This window comes from Frateuria sp. (assembly GCF_035944355.1).
Taxonomy (GTDB): domain Bacteria; phylum Pseudomonadota; class Gammaproteobacteria; order Xanthomonadales; family Rhodanobacteraceae; genus Frateuria_A.
The window spans coordinates 317,882-331,666 of record NZ_DASZBH010000014.1; the positions used below are offsets into that span (position 1 = coordinate 317,882).

Genomic DNA, 13,785 nt, shown 5'->3' on the forward strand with positions numbered 1-13,785 from the left:
GATGTTGAGGCAGGCAGCGAGTTTGTTGGCGCCAGCTCTGCGCCCACGGAGAGCCTCGGTCTCGCTGCACGGTCATCCCTGCGGGTGTCTTGTTGCCGCGAACTTGACGCGCGCCCGCCCAGCATCCAGGCATGCCCGACGCGCTGCTCCAGCCCCGCCCCGAAGGCCTCTACTGCCCCGCCGGCGGCTTCTACATCGACCCGGCCGAGCCGGTAGCGCAGGCGGTGGTCACGCATGCGCACGGCGACCATGCGCGCCAGGGCAACGCGCGCTATCACGTGGCGCGAGCCGGCCTTGCGCTGATGCGCGAGCGGCTCGGCGACCCGGCGGCGATCGAGGCGTACGGGTACGGCGAGCCGTTCGCCCTCGGCGAGGTGCGCGTGTCGCTGCACCCGTCCGGCCACATGCTCGGCGCGGCGCAGGTGCGCATGGAGCATGCCGGGCGCGTGGTGGTGGCCTCGGGTGACTACAAGCGCGAGGCCGACCCGACCTGCGCGCCCTTCGAACCGGTTCCCTGCGACACCTTCGTCACCGAATCGACATTCGCCTGGCCCGTGTACCGCTGGCCGCCGATGGAACGGGTGATCGACGAGTTGCTCGCCTGGTGGGACGACTGCGCCCGCCGCCAGGTGCCGGCGGTGCTGTTCTGCTATGCGCTGGGTAAGGCGCAGCGGCTGCTGGCCGAACTCGCGCCGCGCGTCGACCGGGTGGTCCACCTGCACGGCGCGCTGCTGCGCCTGACCGCGATCTACCGCGAGGCCGGCGTGGCGATGCCGCCCACCCGACCGCTGGACGAGAACGCACGCGGCGCCGCGCTGGCGGGCGAACTGGTGCTGGCGCCGCCCTACGCCGCGGGCTCGCCGTGGATGCGGCGCTTCTCCGGCGCGTCCACAGCCTTCGCCTCCGGCTGGATGCAGGTACGCGGCAACCGCCGGCGCCGCGGCTACGAGCGTGGCTTCGTGGTGTCCGACCACGCCGACTGGGACGGCCTGCTGCGCAGCGTGCGCGACAGCGGCGCCCGGCGCATCTACGTCACCCATGGCGACGGCGATGCCCTGGTGCGCTACCTGCGCGAGCAGGGCCACGACGCGCTGCCGCTGGCGGCATTGGGGAACGGCTGATGCGCCGCTTTGCCGATCTCTATGCCGCGCTGGACCGCACCGGCGCCACCTCCGCCAAGCGCGACGCCATCGCCGCCTACCTGCACGATGCGCCCCCGACCGACGCCGCCTGGGCGGTGTACGTGCTGGGCGGCGGCAAGCTGCGCCGGCTCGCCAGCGTCACCGAGTTGCGCCAGGCCACGGGCGAGGCCACCGGCTACCCCGACTGGCTCGTCGACGAGAGCTATGCGCACGTGGGCGACCTGGCCGAGGCGATCGCGCTGCTGCTGCGCCCCGGTGATGGTCCTTTCGACGATGTCCCGTTGCATGCGTGGATGGAACAGCGCCTGCCCGGGCTGGCGCGGCTGGACCCGCCTGCTCGCGTGGAGCAGCTGAAGGCGTGGTGGCGCGTGCTGCCTGCGGCAGAGATCTTCCTGCTCAACAAGCTGATCACCGGGGCGCTGCGCGTGGGTGTCTCCCGGCGCCTGGTGGTGCAGGCGCTCGCCGCGTGGTCACAGTTGCCGACCGACCTGATCGCCCACCGCCTCAGCGGCGACTGGACGCCCGGCGCCGCCTCGCTTGCGGCGCTGGCGCAACCGGCCGGCGACGACGCCCATCGCGAGCACCGTCCCTATCCGTTCTTTCTCGCCTCGCCGCTGGAGGCTCCGGTGGAAAGCCTGGGCGAGCGTGGGCAATGGCTGGCCGAGTGGAAGTGGGACGGCATCCGCGCCCAGCTCATGCGCCGCGACGACGAGGCGCGGCTGTGGTCGCGCGGCGAGGAACGGCTGGACGGCCGCTTTCCCGAGATCGAGCAGGCCGCCCGCGCCCTGCCGCCGGGTTGCGTGCTCGACGGCGAGATCCTCGCCTGGGACGACCCGGCCGCGGCGCCGCGTCCGTTCACCGCACTGCAGAAGCGGATCGGCAAGCTCAAGCCGGGCGCGAAGCTGCTGGCCGAGACGCCGGTGCGTTTCATGGCCTACGACCTGCTGGAACTGGACGGCGCCGACCTGCGCGAAACGCCATTGGGCGACCGGCGGGAACGGCTCGCGCACCTGCTCCAGGCCGCGCCGCCCACGCTGCTGCTGTCGCCGGCCGCCGAGGCGAAGGACTGGGAGACTCTGGCCCAGTTGCGCGAGCAGTCCCGCCTGCGCCGCACCGAGGGCCTGATGCTCAAGCGGCTGGATTCGCCCTACCGGGTCGGCCGCAAGCGCGGCGACTGGTGGAAGTGGAAGGTCGATCCCTACACGCTCGACGCCGTGCTGATCTACGCCCAGTCCGGCCATGGCCGGCGCGCCGGGCTGTTCACCGACTACACCTTCGGCGTGTGGGATCGCGGGCACCTGGTGCCGGTGGCCAAGGCGTACTCGGGACTGGACGACGCGGAGATCGCGCGGCTGGATGCGTGGATACGCGCCCATACCATCGAGCGCTTCGGGCCGGTACGCTCGGTCGAACCGCAGCACGTCTTCGAGCTGGCCTACGAGGCGATCCAGCGCTCCGGGCGGCACAAGTCGGGCGTAGCGGTGCGCTTTCCGCGCATCCTGCGCTGGCGTACCGATCTTTCCATCGCCGACGCCGACCGGCTGGACGATCTGCGGCGGATGGCCGAAGCCTGAGCTGGCGGCCGGCCGGCCGCGGCCCGCTAGAACCGCACCAGCAGGATCAGCGCGATGCAAAGGGCCAGCACCGCGGCCGTGGCGATCAGCCACCACACCTCGCCCCGCGGGCCGGCCGCATCTTCGGGAAGGCGCTCGCCCGACGGCTCCTGCGGCGTCACCGCCGGCGCGGGCAGCAGCCCGGGAGCGTCGACCACGAAACGGTGCATGGCGATGCCCAGCAGGTCATCCGGATGCAGCGCCGCCTGCTCCACCGGCACACCGTTGAGGCGCAGCGGGTAGCGCTCCGGCGTCGGTCCGGCCGCCACGCGCAGTTCGCCGTCCTTCCAGAACAGCGCCAGCGTGGCCGAGCCTGCCTGCGGCAGGTCCAGCGACTGGTCGCCCTGCGGTCCGAATTCCAGCCGCCCGCGTATCGGGAAGACGCGGCCCGACAGCGGCCCGGCCACCGCGCGCAGGGCCGCCGTGCATTGGCCCTGCCGCGAGCGCGCCAGAGGCGCGCGCGATGCCGGATCCTCGTCCGCACACAGCAGCATGCGGCAATCGCCCAGGCTCAGGATGTCGCCCGGACGCAGCAAGGCACGCTCGCGTACCGGGCGCGCGTTGACGTAGACGCGGCCGGCCCCGGAAAGCACCTCCAGCACCCAGCCGCGGCGGTCCTGCCGGATGCGCAGGTGATGCGCCGCGCCCTGCTGGGCGGACACCAGCAGGTCGTTGTCCGGCGCACTGCCGATGCTCAACGCGGCCTGCGCCCAGCGAAAATCCTCGCGAGCCGAATTGGGAAACTCGATGCGCATCTGCGAACCAGCCGAAAGACCGCGGGACTCTAGCAGATGCAGGCGCTGCCCTTCGCGCAGGCCGCGTAAGATAGGCGGTCCTCACGGAGCGCCACCATGCCGAAGATCGATATCCGCCGCCCGCACACCCTGCCGCCCGACCAGGCACGCGCCGTGGTCGACAAGGTGGCCGCGCGCATGCGCGAGAAGTTCGACATGCAGAGCCAGTGGCAGGGCGACACGCTGCGTTTTTCGCGCTCCGGCGTGAATGGCGCCATCGCCATGGCGCCCAACGAGGTGCACGTCACCGCCGAGCTCGGCCTGATGCTTTCGCCGCTCAAGGGCATGGTCGAGCAGGAGATCCGGCGCAAGCTGGACGAGTATTTCGGGGGCGCCGCCTGAGCTTTCTTTGATCAGGCGCCTGGACGTGGCATACTTGCCCGCTTACGCGGCCGCCACGGCCGGGCCCAGACACACCGGAACGCATGGCCAAAGACGACGTCATCGAAATGGAAGGCACGGTCCAGGAGACCTTGCCCAACACCATGTTCCGCGTACAGCTGGAGAACGGGCACGTCATCACCGCCCATATCTCCGGCCGCATGCGCAAGCACTACATCCGCATCCTCACGGGCGACAAGGTCAAGGTGGAGATGACTCCCTATGACCTGACCAAGGGGCGGATCACCTACCGCATGAAGTAGGGCGACGTCGCAGACAAGAAAAAAGGCCGCGCAGTGCGCGGCCTTTTTCGTGCCCGGGTTCCGGCGGCGAGGGCGTCGACACAGGCGCCCTCGTCGCTCCGGCTACTCCACCACCGCCGGCAGCTTCTCGGCCGCCTCGGTCTCCACGTGCAGCTCGCCGTCGCGCACGCCCAGGATCACCTTGCCGCCGTCGGCCAGCTTGCCGAACAGGAGCTCGTCGGCCAGCGCGCGCTTGACCTTCTCCTGGATGACGCGGGCCATCGGCCGCGCGCCCATCTGCGGGTCGAAGCCGTGCTCGGCCAGCCAGCGGCGGGCGTCCGCGTCGACGTCCAGCACCACGTGCTTGTCGGCCAGTTGCGCCTCCAGCTCGATCAGGAACTTGTCGACCACGCGCAGGATGTGCTCGAAGTCCAGCGGATGGAACTGGATCACCGCGTCCAGGCGGTTGCGGAACTCCGGCGTGAACATCTTGCGGATCACCTCCATCGCGTCGGTGGCGTGGTCCTGCTTGACGAAGCCGATGCTGCGCCGCGCCGCCTGCTGGGCACCCGCGTTGGTGGTCATCACCACGATGACGTTCTTGAAGTTCGCCTCGCGCCCGTTGGTGTCGGTGAGCACGCCGCGGTCCATCACCTGCAGCAGGATGTTGAACACGTCCGGGTGCGCCTTCTCGATCTCGTCCAGCAGCAGCACGGCGTGCGGATGCTTGGTGATCTGCTCGGTGAGCAGGCCGCCCTGGTCGAAGCCCACGTAGCCCGGGGGCGCGCCGACCAGGCGCGAGACCGAATGCGCCTCCATATACTCGGACATGTCGAAGCGGATCATCTCGATGCCCAGCTGCAGCGCGAGCTGCTTGGTCACCTCGGTCTTGCCGACACCCGTCGGACCGGCGAGCAGGAAGCTGCCGATCGGCTTGCTCGGATCGGCCAGGCCGGAGCGAGCCATCTTGATCGACGCGGCCAGCGCCTCGATCGCCTGATCCTGCCCGAACACCACCATCTTGAGGTTGCGCTCGAGGTTCTTGAGCACGTCGCGGTCGGACGCGGACACCTGCTTGGCCGGGATGCGCGCCATCTTGGCGACGATGTACTCCACCTCCGGCACGTCGATCTTGCCCACGCGCTGGTCTTCCGGCAGCAGGCGCTGGCGTGCGCCGGCCTCGTCGATCACGTCGATGGCCTTGTCCGGCAGCAGGCGGTCGGGGATGTGCTTGACGGAGAGATCCACCGCGGCCTTCAGCGCCTCGTTGGTGTAGGCGACGTTGTGGTGCTCCTCGAAACGGCTCTTCAGGCCCTTGAGGATCTCGATGCTGTCGGCGATGGTCGGTTCGACCACGTCGATCTTCTGGAAGCGGCGGGCCAGCGCGCGGTCCTTCTCGAAGATGCCGCGGAATTCCTGGAACGTGGTCGAGCCGATGCAGCGCAACTCGCCCGAGGCGAGCATGGGCTTGATCAGGTTGGACGCATCCATGGTGCCGCCCGAAGCCGAGCCCGCACCGATGATGGTGTGGATCTCGTCGATGAACAGGATCGCACCCTGCTGCTTCTTGAGCTGGGTGATCACCGCCTTCAGGCGCTTCTCGAAATCGCCGCGGTACTTGGTGCCGGCAACCAGCGCACCCAGGTCCAGCGCCCAGATCACGGCGCCTTCCAGCACCTCGGGCACCTCGCCCTCGACGATGCGCTTGGCCAGGCCCTCGGCCAGCGCGGTCTTGCCCACGCCGGCCTCGCCCACGTAGAGCGGGTTGTTCTTGCGGCGGCGGCAGAGCACCTGGATGGTGCGCTCGATCTCGTCCTGGCGGCCGATCAGCGGGTCGATCTTCCCTTCCAGCGCCAGTTCGTTGAGGTTGGTGGCGTACTCGTTCAGCGGGTTGCCCTTGCTGTCGGCGCCTTCCTCGCCCTCGCGCTCGCTGCCGGGCATGCCGGAGCTCGGCTCGTCGCCGATCTTGGCGATGCCGTGCGAGATGTAGTTGACCACGTCCAGCCGGGTGATCTCCTGCTGGTGCAGGAAGTAGACCGCATGGGAATCCTTCTCGCCGAAGATCGCCACCAGCACGTTGGCGCCGGTGACCTCCTTACGGCCGGAGGATTGCACGTGGTAGACCGCGCGCTGCAGCACGCGCTGGAAGCCCAGCGTCGGCTGGGTGTCGCGCTCGTCGCCGTGCGGCAGCACCGGCACGGTCTCGGCGATGATGCGCTCGAGCTCGGCCGACAGCCGCGGCAGGTCCACGCCGCACGCGCGCAGTGCGCCCAGTGCGGACTGGTTTTCGGTGAGTGCGAGCAGCAGGTGCTCCACGGTCATGAATTCGTGGCGCTGCTCGCGGGCCTGCTTGTAGCAATGGCCGATGGTGACTTCGAGATCCTTGCTGAACATCCGGACCTTCTCCGCTGGGATGGCTTGGGCGGCTATGCCGCGATGGCTACAAGATGGGGCCGCTCATAGCTTTTCCATAGTGCACAGCAAGGGATGCTGATGAGTCCGTGAATACTCGTTGACCTGGGTGACCTTGGTCTCGGCCACCTCCCGTGTGAACACGCCACACACCCCCTTGCCGCGGGTATGGACGTGCAGCATCACCTGCACCGCACGCTCCTGGTCCATGGCGAAGAAGCCGCGAAGCACTTCGACCACGAAGTCCATGGGAGTGAAATCGTCATTCAGCAGCACAACTTGAAAAAGTGGCGGCCGTGCCAGTTCCGGGCGGCTGGTTTCGACGGCCAGGCCGTGTCCGTTGCCGGGATCGTGTTCGGGTTCGTGGGCCATTGCTCGTGGGGACTTTTTTGCTGATACGAAGTATACGCCGCGACGGATGCAGCCCTGGTCGCGCCGCCGTGCAGGCCGCGCCTCAGCTAGGTGATGGCACAATGACGCATTTCCAGCCCCCGCGTCCCCGATGCCCCTCTCCTCCTCCGCCTCATCCGTCTGGCGCCCCCACGTCACCGTCGCCTGCGTGGTGGCGCAGGGCGAGCGCTACCTGATGGTCGAGGAAGAGGTCGATGGCCGGCTCGTCTACAACCAGCCGGCCGGCCACCTGGACGATGGCGAAAGCCTGGTCCAGGCGGCCGTGCGCGAGACGCTGGAGGAAACCGGCTGGGCCGTGCAGCCCGAATGCTTCCTGGGCGTGCACCAGTGGCGCAGCACCGAGCATGGCGAGGGTGTGGTGCGCTTCAGTTTCGCGGCGCGACCGCTGGCGCACGATCCTACGCGCCGGCTGGATTTAGGGATACGCCGCGCCTTGTGGCTGGGTCGCGCCGAAATCGCCGGTCTCGGCCCGCGCCTGCGCAGCCCGATGGTGCTGCAGAGCATCGATGCCTGGCTTGCCGGACGGCGCTATCCGCTGGAGGCGCTGTCCAGCCTGCTCGCGGAGCCGGCGCGGCCATGAAGGTGATGCTGGGCGTCTCCGGCGGCGTCGATTCCTCGGTCGCCGCGCTGCTGCTGCAGCGGGCCGGCCACGAGGTCGAAGGCCTGTTCATGCAGAACTGGGAGGACGACGGACAGAGTGGCCCCTGCACCGCCGACGCCGACCGCAAGGACGCGCTGGCCGTGTGCGGGCGCCTTGGGCTCCCGTTCCACGTGCGCAATTTCGCCGCCGAGTACTGGCGGGACGTGTTCGAACATTTCCTTTCCGAATACCGCGCCGGCCGCACGCCCAACCCGGACGTGCTGTGCAACCGCGAGATCAAGTTCAAGACCTTCCTGGACGAGGCGCGCGCACTGGGCGCCGAAAAGATCGCCACCGGCCACTACGCGCGGGTCGACCGCCGCGACGGGCATTACCGCCTGCTGCGCGCGCTCGACACGGCCAAGGACCAGACCTACTTCCTGCATGCACTGGGCCAGCAGCAACTGGCCGCCACCCTGTTCCCGGTCGGCGAGATCGAGAAGACGCAGGTGCGCGAACTGGCGCGCACGGCCGCGCTGCCCACGCATGCGAAGAAGGACTCCACCGGCATCTGCTTCATCGGCGAGCGCGACTTCCGCCGCTTCCTCGCCCGCTACATCCCGGCGCGGCCCGGCGAGATGCGCACGCCCGAAGGCGCCCTGGTCGGGCAACACCAGGGCACCATGTACTACACGCTCGGCCAGCGCAACGGCCTGGGGATCGGCGGGCGCCAGGGCCGCAGCGGCGAGCCGTGGTACGTGGTCGGCAAGGACGTGTCCGCCAACGTGCTCTACGTGGCGCAGGGCGGCGAAAGCCACTGGCTGCAATCGCGTCGTGCAACGGCCCATGCGCCCAGCTGGGTGGCGGGCGCCGCGCCCTCGACACCCTTCCGCTGCACCGCCAAGACCCGCTACCGCCAGGCCGACCAGGCCTGCGAAGTGCACGTGGAAGCCGACCGGGTGGAGGTGCGCTTCGACGACCCGCAACGCGCGGTCACGCCGGGCCAGTCGGTGGTCTTCTACGCCGGCGAAGCCTGCCTTGGCGGCGCCGTGATCGCCGCCACCGACGCGCCCTTCGGCGGCCTTGCCCCCATGCCAGCAGGAACCTGACGTGCTCGACCATTTCGCCATCAACGAACCGCGCGTGCTCGCGCTCGCCGGCCTGTTCCAGGCGGTGGGCCTGGCGCAGCAGCTGGCCAACCAGGGGCGTTGCGACGAGACGGCGATGGAAGCCAGCGTGGCCAGCGTGTTCCGCATCGATGCGCCTTCGGTGTCGGCGGTCTACGGCGGCGTGGGCGGCGTGCGGCTGGGCCTGCGCAACCTGATCGGCCAGCTGGACGACGACACCCGCGACATGGCCCTCACCCAGATGGCGGTGACCGTGATGCGGCTCGAGCGCAGCCTGGCGCGAAGGCCCGAGCTCGCCGCGAAGCTGCAGGAGGGCATCCTCGCCACGCGCCGCCAGGTGGAGCATTTCGGCCAGGATTCGCCGCAGGTGATCCGCCGCCTGGCCGACGTCTACGCCTCGACCCTGTCCACCCTGAGCCCGCGCGTGATGGTCAACGGCCATCCACAGCACCTGCAGCAGCCGGCCGTGGTGGAGAAGGTGCGCGCGAACCTGCTGGCGGCGGTGCGCTCGGCGGTGCTGTGGCGGCAGGTCGGCGGGCGCCAGTGGCAGATCGTGATCAACCGCAGGCAGTGCAGCATGCTGGCGCGCGGCCTGCTGACCGGGGCGACGCTGGACAACGGCTGAGGCTGCGCCGGCCACGAGGTCCGGCCTCCATGGCCTTCCAGCGGCGGCCGCGTGAAGCGCGAGCTCAGCCCTCCGGCTGCACCCTCAGCCCCGGCCGTCCGCGCGCCACTTCCTGCAGCAACGCGGCGAACGCCTGGATGTCCGCCAGCCATGGCGACGCCTCGCGCCAGTACAGCGCGATCTCGCGCCCCGGCGCGGCGCCCTGGACGTGCGCCAGCGTGAGCTCCGGCATCGAGGCCAGCCGTTCGCGCGCCAGCGCCGGCACCAGCGCGTAGCCCCCACGCAGCGCCACCAGCGCCGCCAGGCTTTCCAGGCTGACGTCCTGCACGTGACCGCCCTGCCCGTCGATGCCAGGATGGCTCTCGGCCATCACGGTGGCCTGGGCCTGGTCCAGTTCGTCCAGCGCGACGCTGGCGCGGCCGGCCAGCGGGTGGTCGGCGCGGAACATCACTTCCCACGGCTCGAAGAACAGCGGACGCGTGGCGATGCCGCTGGCCGCGGCAGCCGTCGGCGCGAGCACCGCATCCAGCTCGCCCTCGTGCAGGCGCCGCAGCAGGCCGCGCGGCTTGCCTTCGGACAGGCTCAGCCGCGCGGCCGGGAAATGCTGCGGGAACGGTTCGATCAGGTGCGGCAGGAGGTAGGGACCGAGCGAGGCCGGCACGCCCAGCCGCAATTCGCCGCCGAACGCCACCGTGCCGGCGCGGGCCGCCTGCTGCAGGTGCTCGGCGGCGGCCAGTACGGCCTCGATCCGCTCCAGCAGGCGCTGCCCGCCGGCGGTGGGCACGATGCGCCGCCCGCCGCGTTCGAACAGCGGCGCGCCCAGCGCCTGCTCGACCTTCTGCACCTGGTGCGACAGTCCCGACGGGCTGATGTGCATGGCCCGCGCGGCGCTGTTGAAACTGCCGTGCCGGTGCACCGCCTGCACCAGCGCCAGGTCGCGCAGCGATACCGCCGAGAGCGCCGTCGAAATCATCGAATGCAGCCTGCCACCAAATGCGTTTGTGCGGCGGCGGGCGCCGTCGCAAGCTTATGTCGAGACAGCTTTCCATCGCCGCCGCTCCTGCAGCCGGCCGATTCTAGCTGCCCCGGCCGCTTCGCCGCTTCGCCCGCATTCGACGCCCTGCCTTGCCGGCACGCGTACAGACGGATTTGCGATAATCGCGATCTTTGCGCGGGTGCGACCGACGCCCTTCCGTTTCGCCGCTTCAGCTTCAGCCAGGAGTTTCGTCATGAAAGACACGTTCAACGTCCGCGACAGCCTCGAGCTCAACGGCCAGCGCTACGCGTACGCCAGCCTCGCCAAGCTCGGCGAGCGCTTCGACCTCAAGCGCCTGCCCTACTCGATGAAGATCCTGCTGGAGAACCTCTTGCGCCACGAGGACGGCGTGAACGTGACCTCCAGGGAGATCGAAGCGGTCGCCCAGTGGGACGCCAAGGCCGAGCCGGATACCGAGATCTCCTTCATGCCGGCGCGCGTGCTGCTGCAGGACTTCACCGGCGTGCCTTGCGTGGTCGACCTGGCCGCGATGCGCGATGCGGTGGTCAAGCTCGGCGGCGACGCCACCCAGATCAACCCGCTGGCGCCGGCGGAGCTGGTGATCGACCACTCGGTGCAGGTCGATGCCTATGGCTCCGAATCGGCGCTGGAAAAGAACGTGGAGATCGAGTTCGAGCGCAACCACCAGCGCTACTCGTTCCTGCGCTGGGGCCAGAAGGCCTTCAACAACTTCAAGGTGGTGCCGCCGCGCACCGGCATCGTGCACCAGGTGAACCTGGAGCACCTGGCGCGCGTGGTGTTCACCGCGAACAAGGATGGCCAGCTGTGGGCCTACCCGGACACCGTGTTCGGCACCGACTCGCACACCACCATGGTCAACGGCCTGGGCGTGCTGGGCTGGGGCGTGGGCGGCATCGAGGCCGAAGCGGCCATGCTGGGCCAGCCTTCGTCGATGCTGATTCCGCAGGTGGTGGGCTTCAGGCTCACCGGCAAGCTGTCCGAAGGCGTGACCGCCACCGATCTGGTGCTGACCGTCACCCAGATGCTGCGCAAGCTCGGCGTGGTGGGCAAGTTCGTCGAGTTCTTCGGCGACGGCCTGAAGCACCTGCCGCTGGCCGACCGCGCCACCATCGCCAACATGGCGCCCGAGTACGGCGCGACCTGCGGCATCTTCCCGGTGGACCAGGAAGCGCTCAACTACCTGCGCCTGTCCGGCCGCGAGGAATCGCAGATCGCGCTGGTCGAGGCCTACGCCAAGGCGCAGGGCCTGTGGCACGACGAGACCACCCCGCACGCCGAGTTCACCACCACGCTGGAACTGAACCTGGCCGACGTGCGCCCGTCCATGGCCGGCCCCAAGCGCCCGCAGGACCGCGTGCTGCTCGAAGGCGTCAAGCAGAGCTTCCACGACGTGGTCGGCCCGCTCACCGCCAACCGCAAGGCCGGCGGCGGCAGCGTCGGCGCGCAGAAGGACGGCGAGAACTTCACGCTGAAGGACGGCTCGGTGGTGATCGCCGCGATCACTTCCTGCACCAATACCTCCAACCCGGCGGTGATGCTGGGCGCCGGCCTGGTCGCCAAGAAGGCCGCCGCCAAGGGCCTGAAGGCCAAGCCGTGGGTGAAGACCTCGATCGGCCCGGGCTCGCTGGTGGTCACCGACTATCTGGAGAAGACCGGCCTGCTGAAGGAGCTGGAGAAGATCGGCTTCTACATCGTCGGCTACGGCTGCACCACCTGCATCGGCAACTCCGGTCCGCTGCCGGCCGAGATCAGCCAGGGCATCGGCGCCGGTGACCTCGCCGTGGCCTCGGTGCTCTCGGGCAACCGCAACTTCGAGGGGCGCGTGCATCCGGAAGTGAAGATGAACTACCTGGCCTCGCCGCCGCTGGTGGTCGCCTATGCGCTGGCCGGCACGCTGGACATCGACCTGACCCAGGACCCGATCGGCACCGGCAGCGACGGCCAGCCGGTCTATCTGAAGGACATCTGGCCGACCAACAAGGAAATCTCCGACACCATCGCCGGCGCCATCAGCCCGGCCATGTTCGAGAAGAACTACGCCGACGTGTTCAAGGGCGACAGCCGCTGGAACCAGATCGCCTCGCCCGACGGCGCGCTGTACCAGTGGGAGGATTCGACCTACATCAAGAACCCGCCCTACTTCGATGGCATGACCATGGAAGTCGGCCAGGTGAGCGACATCCACGGCGCGCGCGTGCTCGGTCTGTTCGGCGACTCGATCACCACCGACCACATCTCGCCGGCCGGCTCGATCAAGAAGGACAGCCCGGCGGGCCGCTTCCTGATCTCCAAGGGCGTGGAGCCGAAGGACTTCAACTCCTACGGCTCGCGCCGCGGCAACGACGACGTGATGGTGCGCGGCACCTTCGCCAACATCCGCATCAAGAACCAGATGCTGGACGGGGTCGAAGGCGGCTACACGCTGCACGTGCCGACCGGCGAGCAGATGGCGATCTACGATGCGGCCATGAAGTACAAAGCCGAGGGCACGCCGCTCATCGTCATCGCCGGCAAGGAATACGGCACCGGCTCCTCGCGCGACTGGGCGGCCAAGGGCACGCTGTTGCTGGGCGTCAAGGCGGTGATCGCCGAGAGCTTCGAGCGCATCCACCGCTCCAACCTGGTCGGCATGGGCGTGCTGCCGCTGCAGTTCAAGAACGGGCAGAACGCGCAGTCGCTGGGGCTGACCGGCAAGGAGTCGATCGAGATCGTCGGCCTGGCCGGCGGCGAGTCGAAGGAAGCCAGGGTCGTCGCCACCGCCGCCGATGGCACGAAGAAGGAGTTCGCCGTGCACGTGATGCTGCTCACGCCGAAGGAGCGCGAGTTCTTCCGCCACGGCGGCATCCTGCAGTACGTGCTGCGCCAGCTGGCCGGCCGCAAGGCGGCCTGAGGCTTAGGCTGGTTGCGAGGAAAAGGCCGCCTGCGGGCGGCCTTTTCTTTTGTCCTTCCCGCTCCTGGCCGGACGCGGCCGATCCTTCCCCCGCCTGCGGGGAAGGATCGGCAGGGGGATCTCGGTGCGCTACAGCTGGCGCTTCCACGTCGCGCTGTAGCAGCGCCACTCGCTCCCTTCCCGGCGCCACGCCGACGTCACCTGGTAGATGCCCGCCGCGTCCGGCAGCAGCCGGCTGCCTTGCGTGAGCGTCACGGTGAAATCAGCCACCAGCCGCTCGCCGCGCCTCTCCACCGAAATCGGCCCCAGCGTCGCGCCGATGCGCTCGCCGCGCAGGCGTGCGAGACGGACGAGGTTGGCGATGTCCTGGCGACCCAGGCTGCCCTGGTTACCCCCGAAGTCCTCGCCGAGCGGCTCGACCACGCCGCTCGCATCGGCCTCTTCCGCGGCGTGCTGGGCGGAGGCGATGGCTTCGCGCACGCGCTCTTCGTCAGGCGCACGGTGGCACGCCGCAAGAGCCGCCAGGAGGCTCGCCAAGATCCACAAACCA

At 69.4% G+C, this 13,785-nt stretch carries 13 protein-coding genes; 8 read left to right on the forward strand and 5 right to left on the reverse strand.

The features are described 5' to 3' along the window. Positions 1-131 precede the first annotated feature (131 nt). Positions 132-1,121 carry a ligase-associated DNA damage response exonuclease gene (locus tag VGU03_RS12035; RefSeq protein WP_327480802.1) on the forward strand — a complete coding sequence of 330 codons (990 nt, stop codon included), beginning with the start codon at positions 132-134 and terminating at the stop codon, positions 1,119-1,121. Beyond that, positions 1,121-2,716 (forward strand): ATP-dependent DNA ligase, encoded by a 1,596-nt coding sequence (locus tag VGU03_RS12040; protein WP_327480804.1) that lies wholly within the window; start codon positions 1,121-1,123, stop codon positions 2,714-2,716. Before VGU03_RS12035 ends, VGU03_RS12040 begins: the two co-directional genes overlap by 1 nt. A gap of 26 nt (positions 2,717-2,742) precedes the next feature. Here the strand turns inward: VGU03_RS12040 and VGU03_RS12045 are convergent, their stop codons facing one another. After that, a complete protein-coding gene (locus VGU03_RS12045) occupies positions 2,743-3,510 on the reverse strand; it encodes an FHA domain-containing protein (protein ID WP_327480806.1) in 768 nt (255 codons plus the stop codon). 96 nt (positions 3,511-3,606) lie between these two features. On the opposite strand from VGU03_RS12045, the gene VGU03_RS12050 reads away from it, so the two are divergent. Both VGU03_RS12050 and infA read left to right on the forward strand, forming a co-directional pair. Then, complete coding sequence (locus tag VGU03_RS12050) at positions 3,607-3,891, forward strand: polyhydroxyalkanoic acid system family protein (protein WP_327480808.1); 285 nt, start codon at positions 3,607-3,609, stop codon at positions 3,889-3,891. 83 nt (positions 3,892-3,974) lie between these two features. After that, positions 3,975-4,193: a translation initiation factor IF-1 gene (gene infA, locus VGU03_RS12055; protein WP_019466733.1), complete on the forward strand. Its 219-nt coding sequence runs from the start codon at positions 3,975-3,977 to the stop codon at positions 4,191-4,193. Positions 4,194-4,295: 102 nt separating this feature from the next. Here infA and clpA read toward each other — a convergent pair whose 3' ends face one another. Both clpA and clpS read right to left on the reverse strand, forming a co-directional pair. Beyond that, complete coding sequence (gene clpA / locus VGU03_RS12060; protein WP_327480809.1) at positions 4,296-6,566, reverse strand: ATP-dependent Clp protease ATP-binding subunit ClpA; 2,271 nt, start codon at positions 6,564-6,566, stop codon at positions 4,296-4,298. Positions 6,567-6,629: 63 nt separating this feature from the next. Further along, a complete protein-coding gene (gene clpS, locus VGU03_RS12065; protein WP_327480810.1) occupies positions 6,630-6,956 on the reverse strand; it encodes an ATP-dependent Clp protease adapter ClpS in 327 nt (108 codons plus the stop codon). A gap of 130 nt (positions 6,957-7,086) precedes the next feature. On the opposite strand from clpS, the gene VGU03_RS12070 reads away from it, so the two are divergent. The 3 genes from VGU03_RS12070 to hflD are packed head-to-tail and all read left to right on the forward strand — an operon-like array spanning position 7,087 to position 9,327. Then, complete coding sequence (locus VGU03_RS12070) at positions 7,087-7,575, forward strand: NUDIX hydrolase (protein ID WP_327480811.1); 489 nt, start codon at positions 7,087-7,089, stop codon at positions 7,573-7,575. Beyond that, the gene (gene mnmA / locus VGU03_RS12075; protein WP_327480813.1) at positions 7,572-8,684 is read left to right on the forward strand and encodes a tRNA 2-thiouridine(34) synthase MnmA; all 1,113 of its coding nucleotides are present in this window, start codon (positions 7,572-7,574) and stop codon (positions 8,682-8,684) included. The genes VGU03_RS12070 and mnmA overlap by 4 nt, the downstream gene beginning before the upstream one ends. Before the next feature lie 19 nt (positions 8,685-8,703). Beyond that, positions 8,704-9,327, forward strand: coding sequence for a high frequency lysogenization protein HflD (hflD, locus tag VGU03_RS12080; RefSeq protein WP_327480996.1), 624 nt, complete (start codon positions 8,704-8,706; stop codon positions 9,325-9,327). A gap of 64 nt (positions 9,328-9,391) precedes the next feature. On the opposite strand, the gene VGU03_RS12085 is transcribed toward hflD, so the two are convergent. Then, complete coding sequence (locus VGU03_RS12085) at positions 9,392-10,300, reverse strand: LysR family transcriptional regulator (RefSeq protein ID WP_327480815.1); 909 nt, start codon at positions 10,298-10,300, stop codon at positions 9,392-9,394. 256 nt (positions 10,301-10,556) lie between these two features. On the opposite strand from VGU03_RS12085, the gene acnA reads away from it, so the two are divergent. Continuing rightward, positions 10,557-13,235: an aconitate hydratase AcnA gene (acnA, locus tag VGU03_RS12090; protein WP_327480817.1), complete on the forward strand. Its 2,679-nt coding sequence runs from the start codon at positions 10,557-10,559 to the stop codon at positions 13,233-13,235. 129 nt (positions 13,236-13,364) lie between these two features. Here acnA and VGU03_RS12095 read toward each other — a convergent pair whose 3' ends face one another. Beyond that, positions 13,365-13,715 carry a hypothetical protein gene (locus tag VGU03_RS12095; RefSeq protein WP_327480819.1) on the reverse strand — a complete coding sequence of 117 codons (351 nt, stop codon included), beginning with the start codon at positions 13,713-13,715 and terminating at the stop codon, positions 13,365-13,367. Positions 13,716-13,785: the final 70 nt, after the last annotated feature.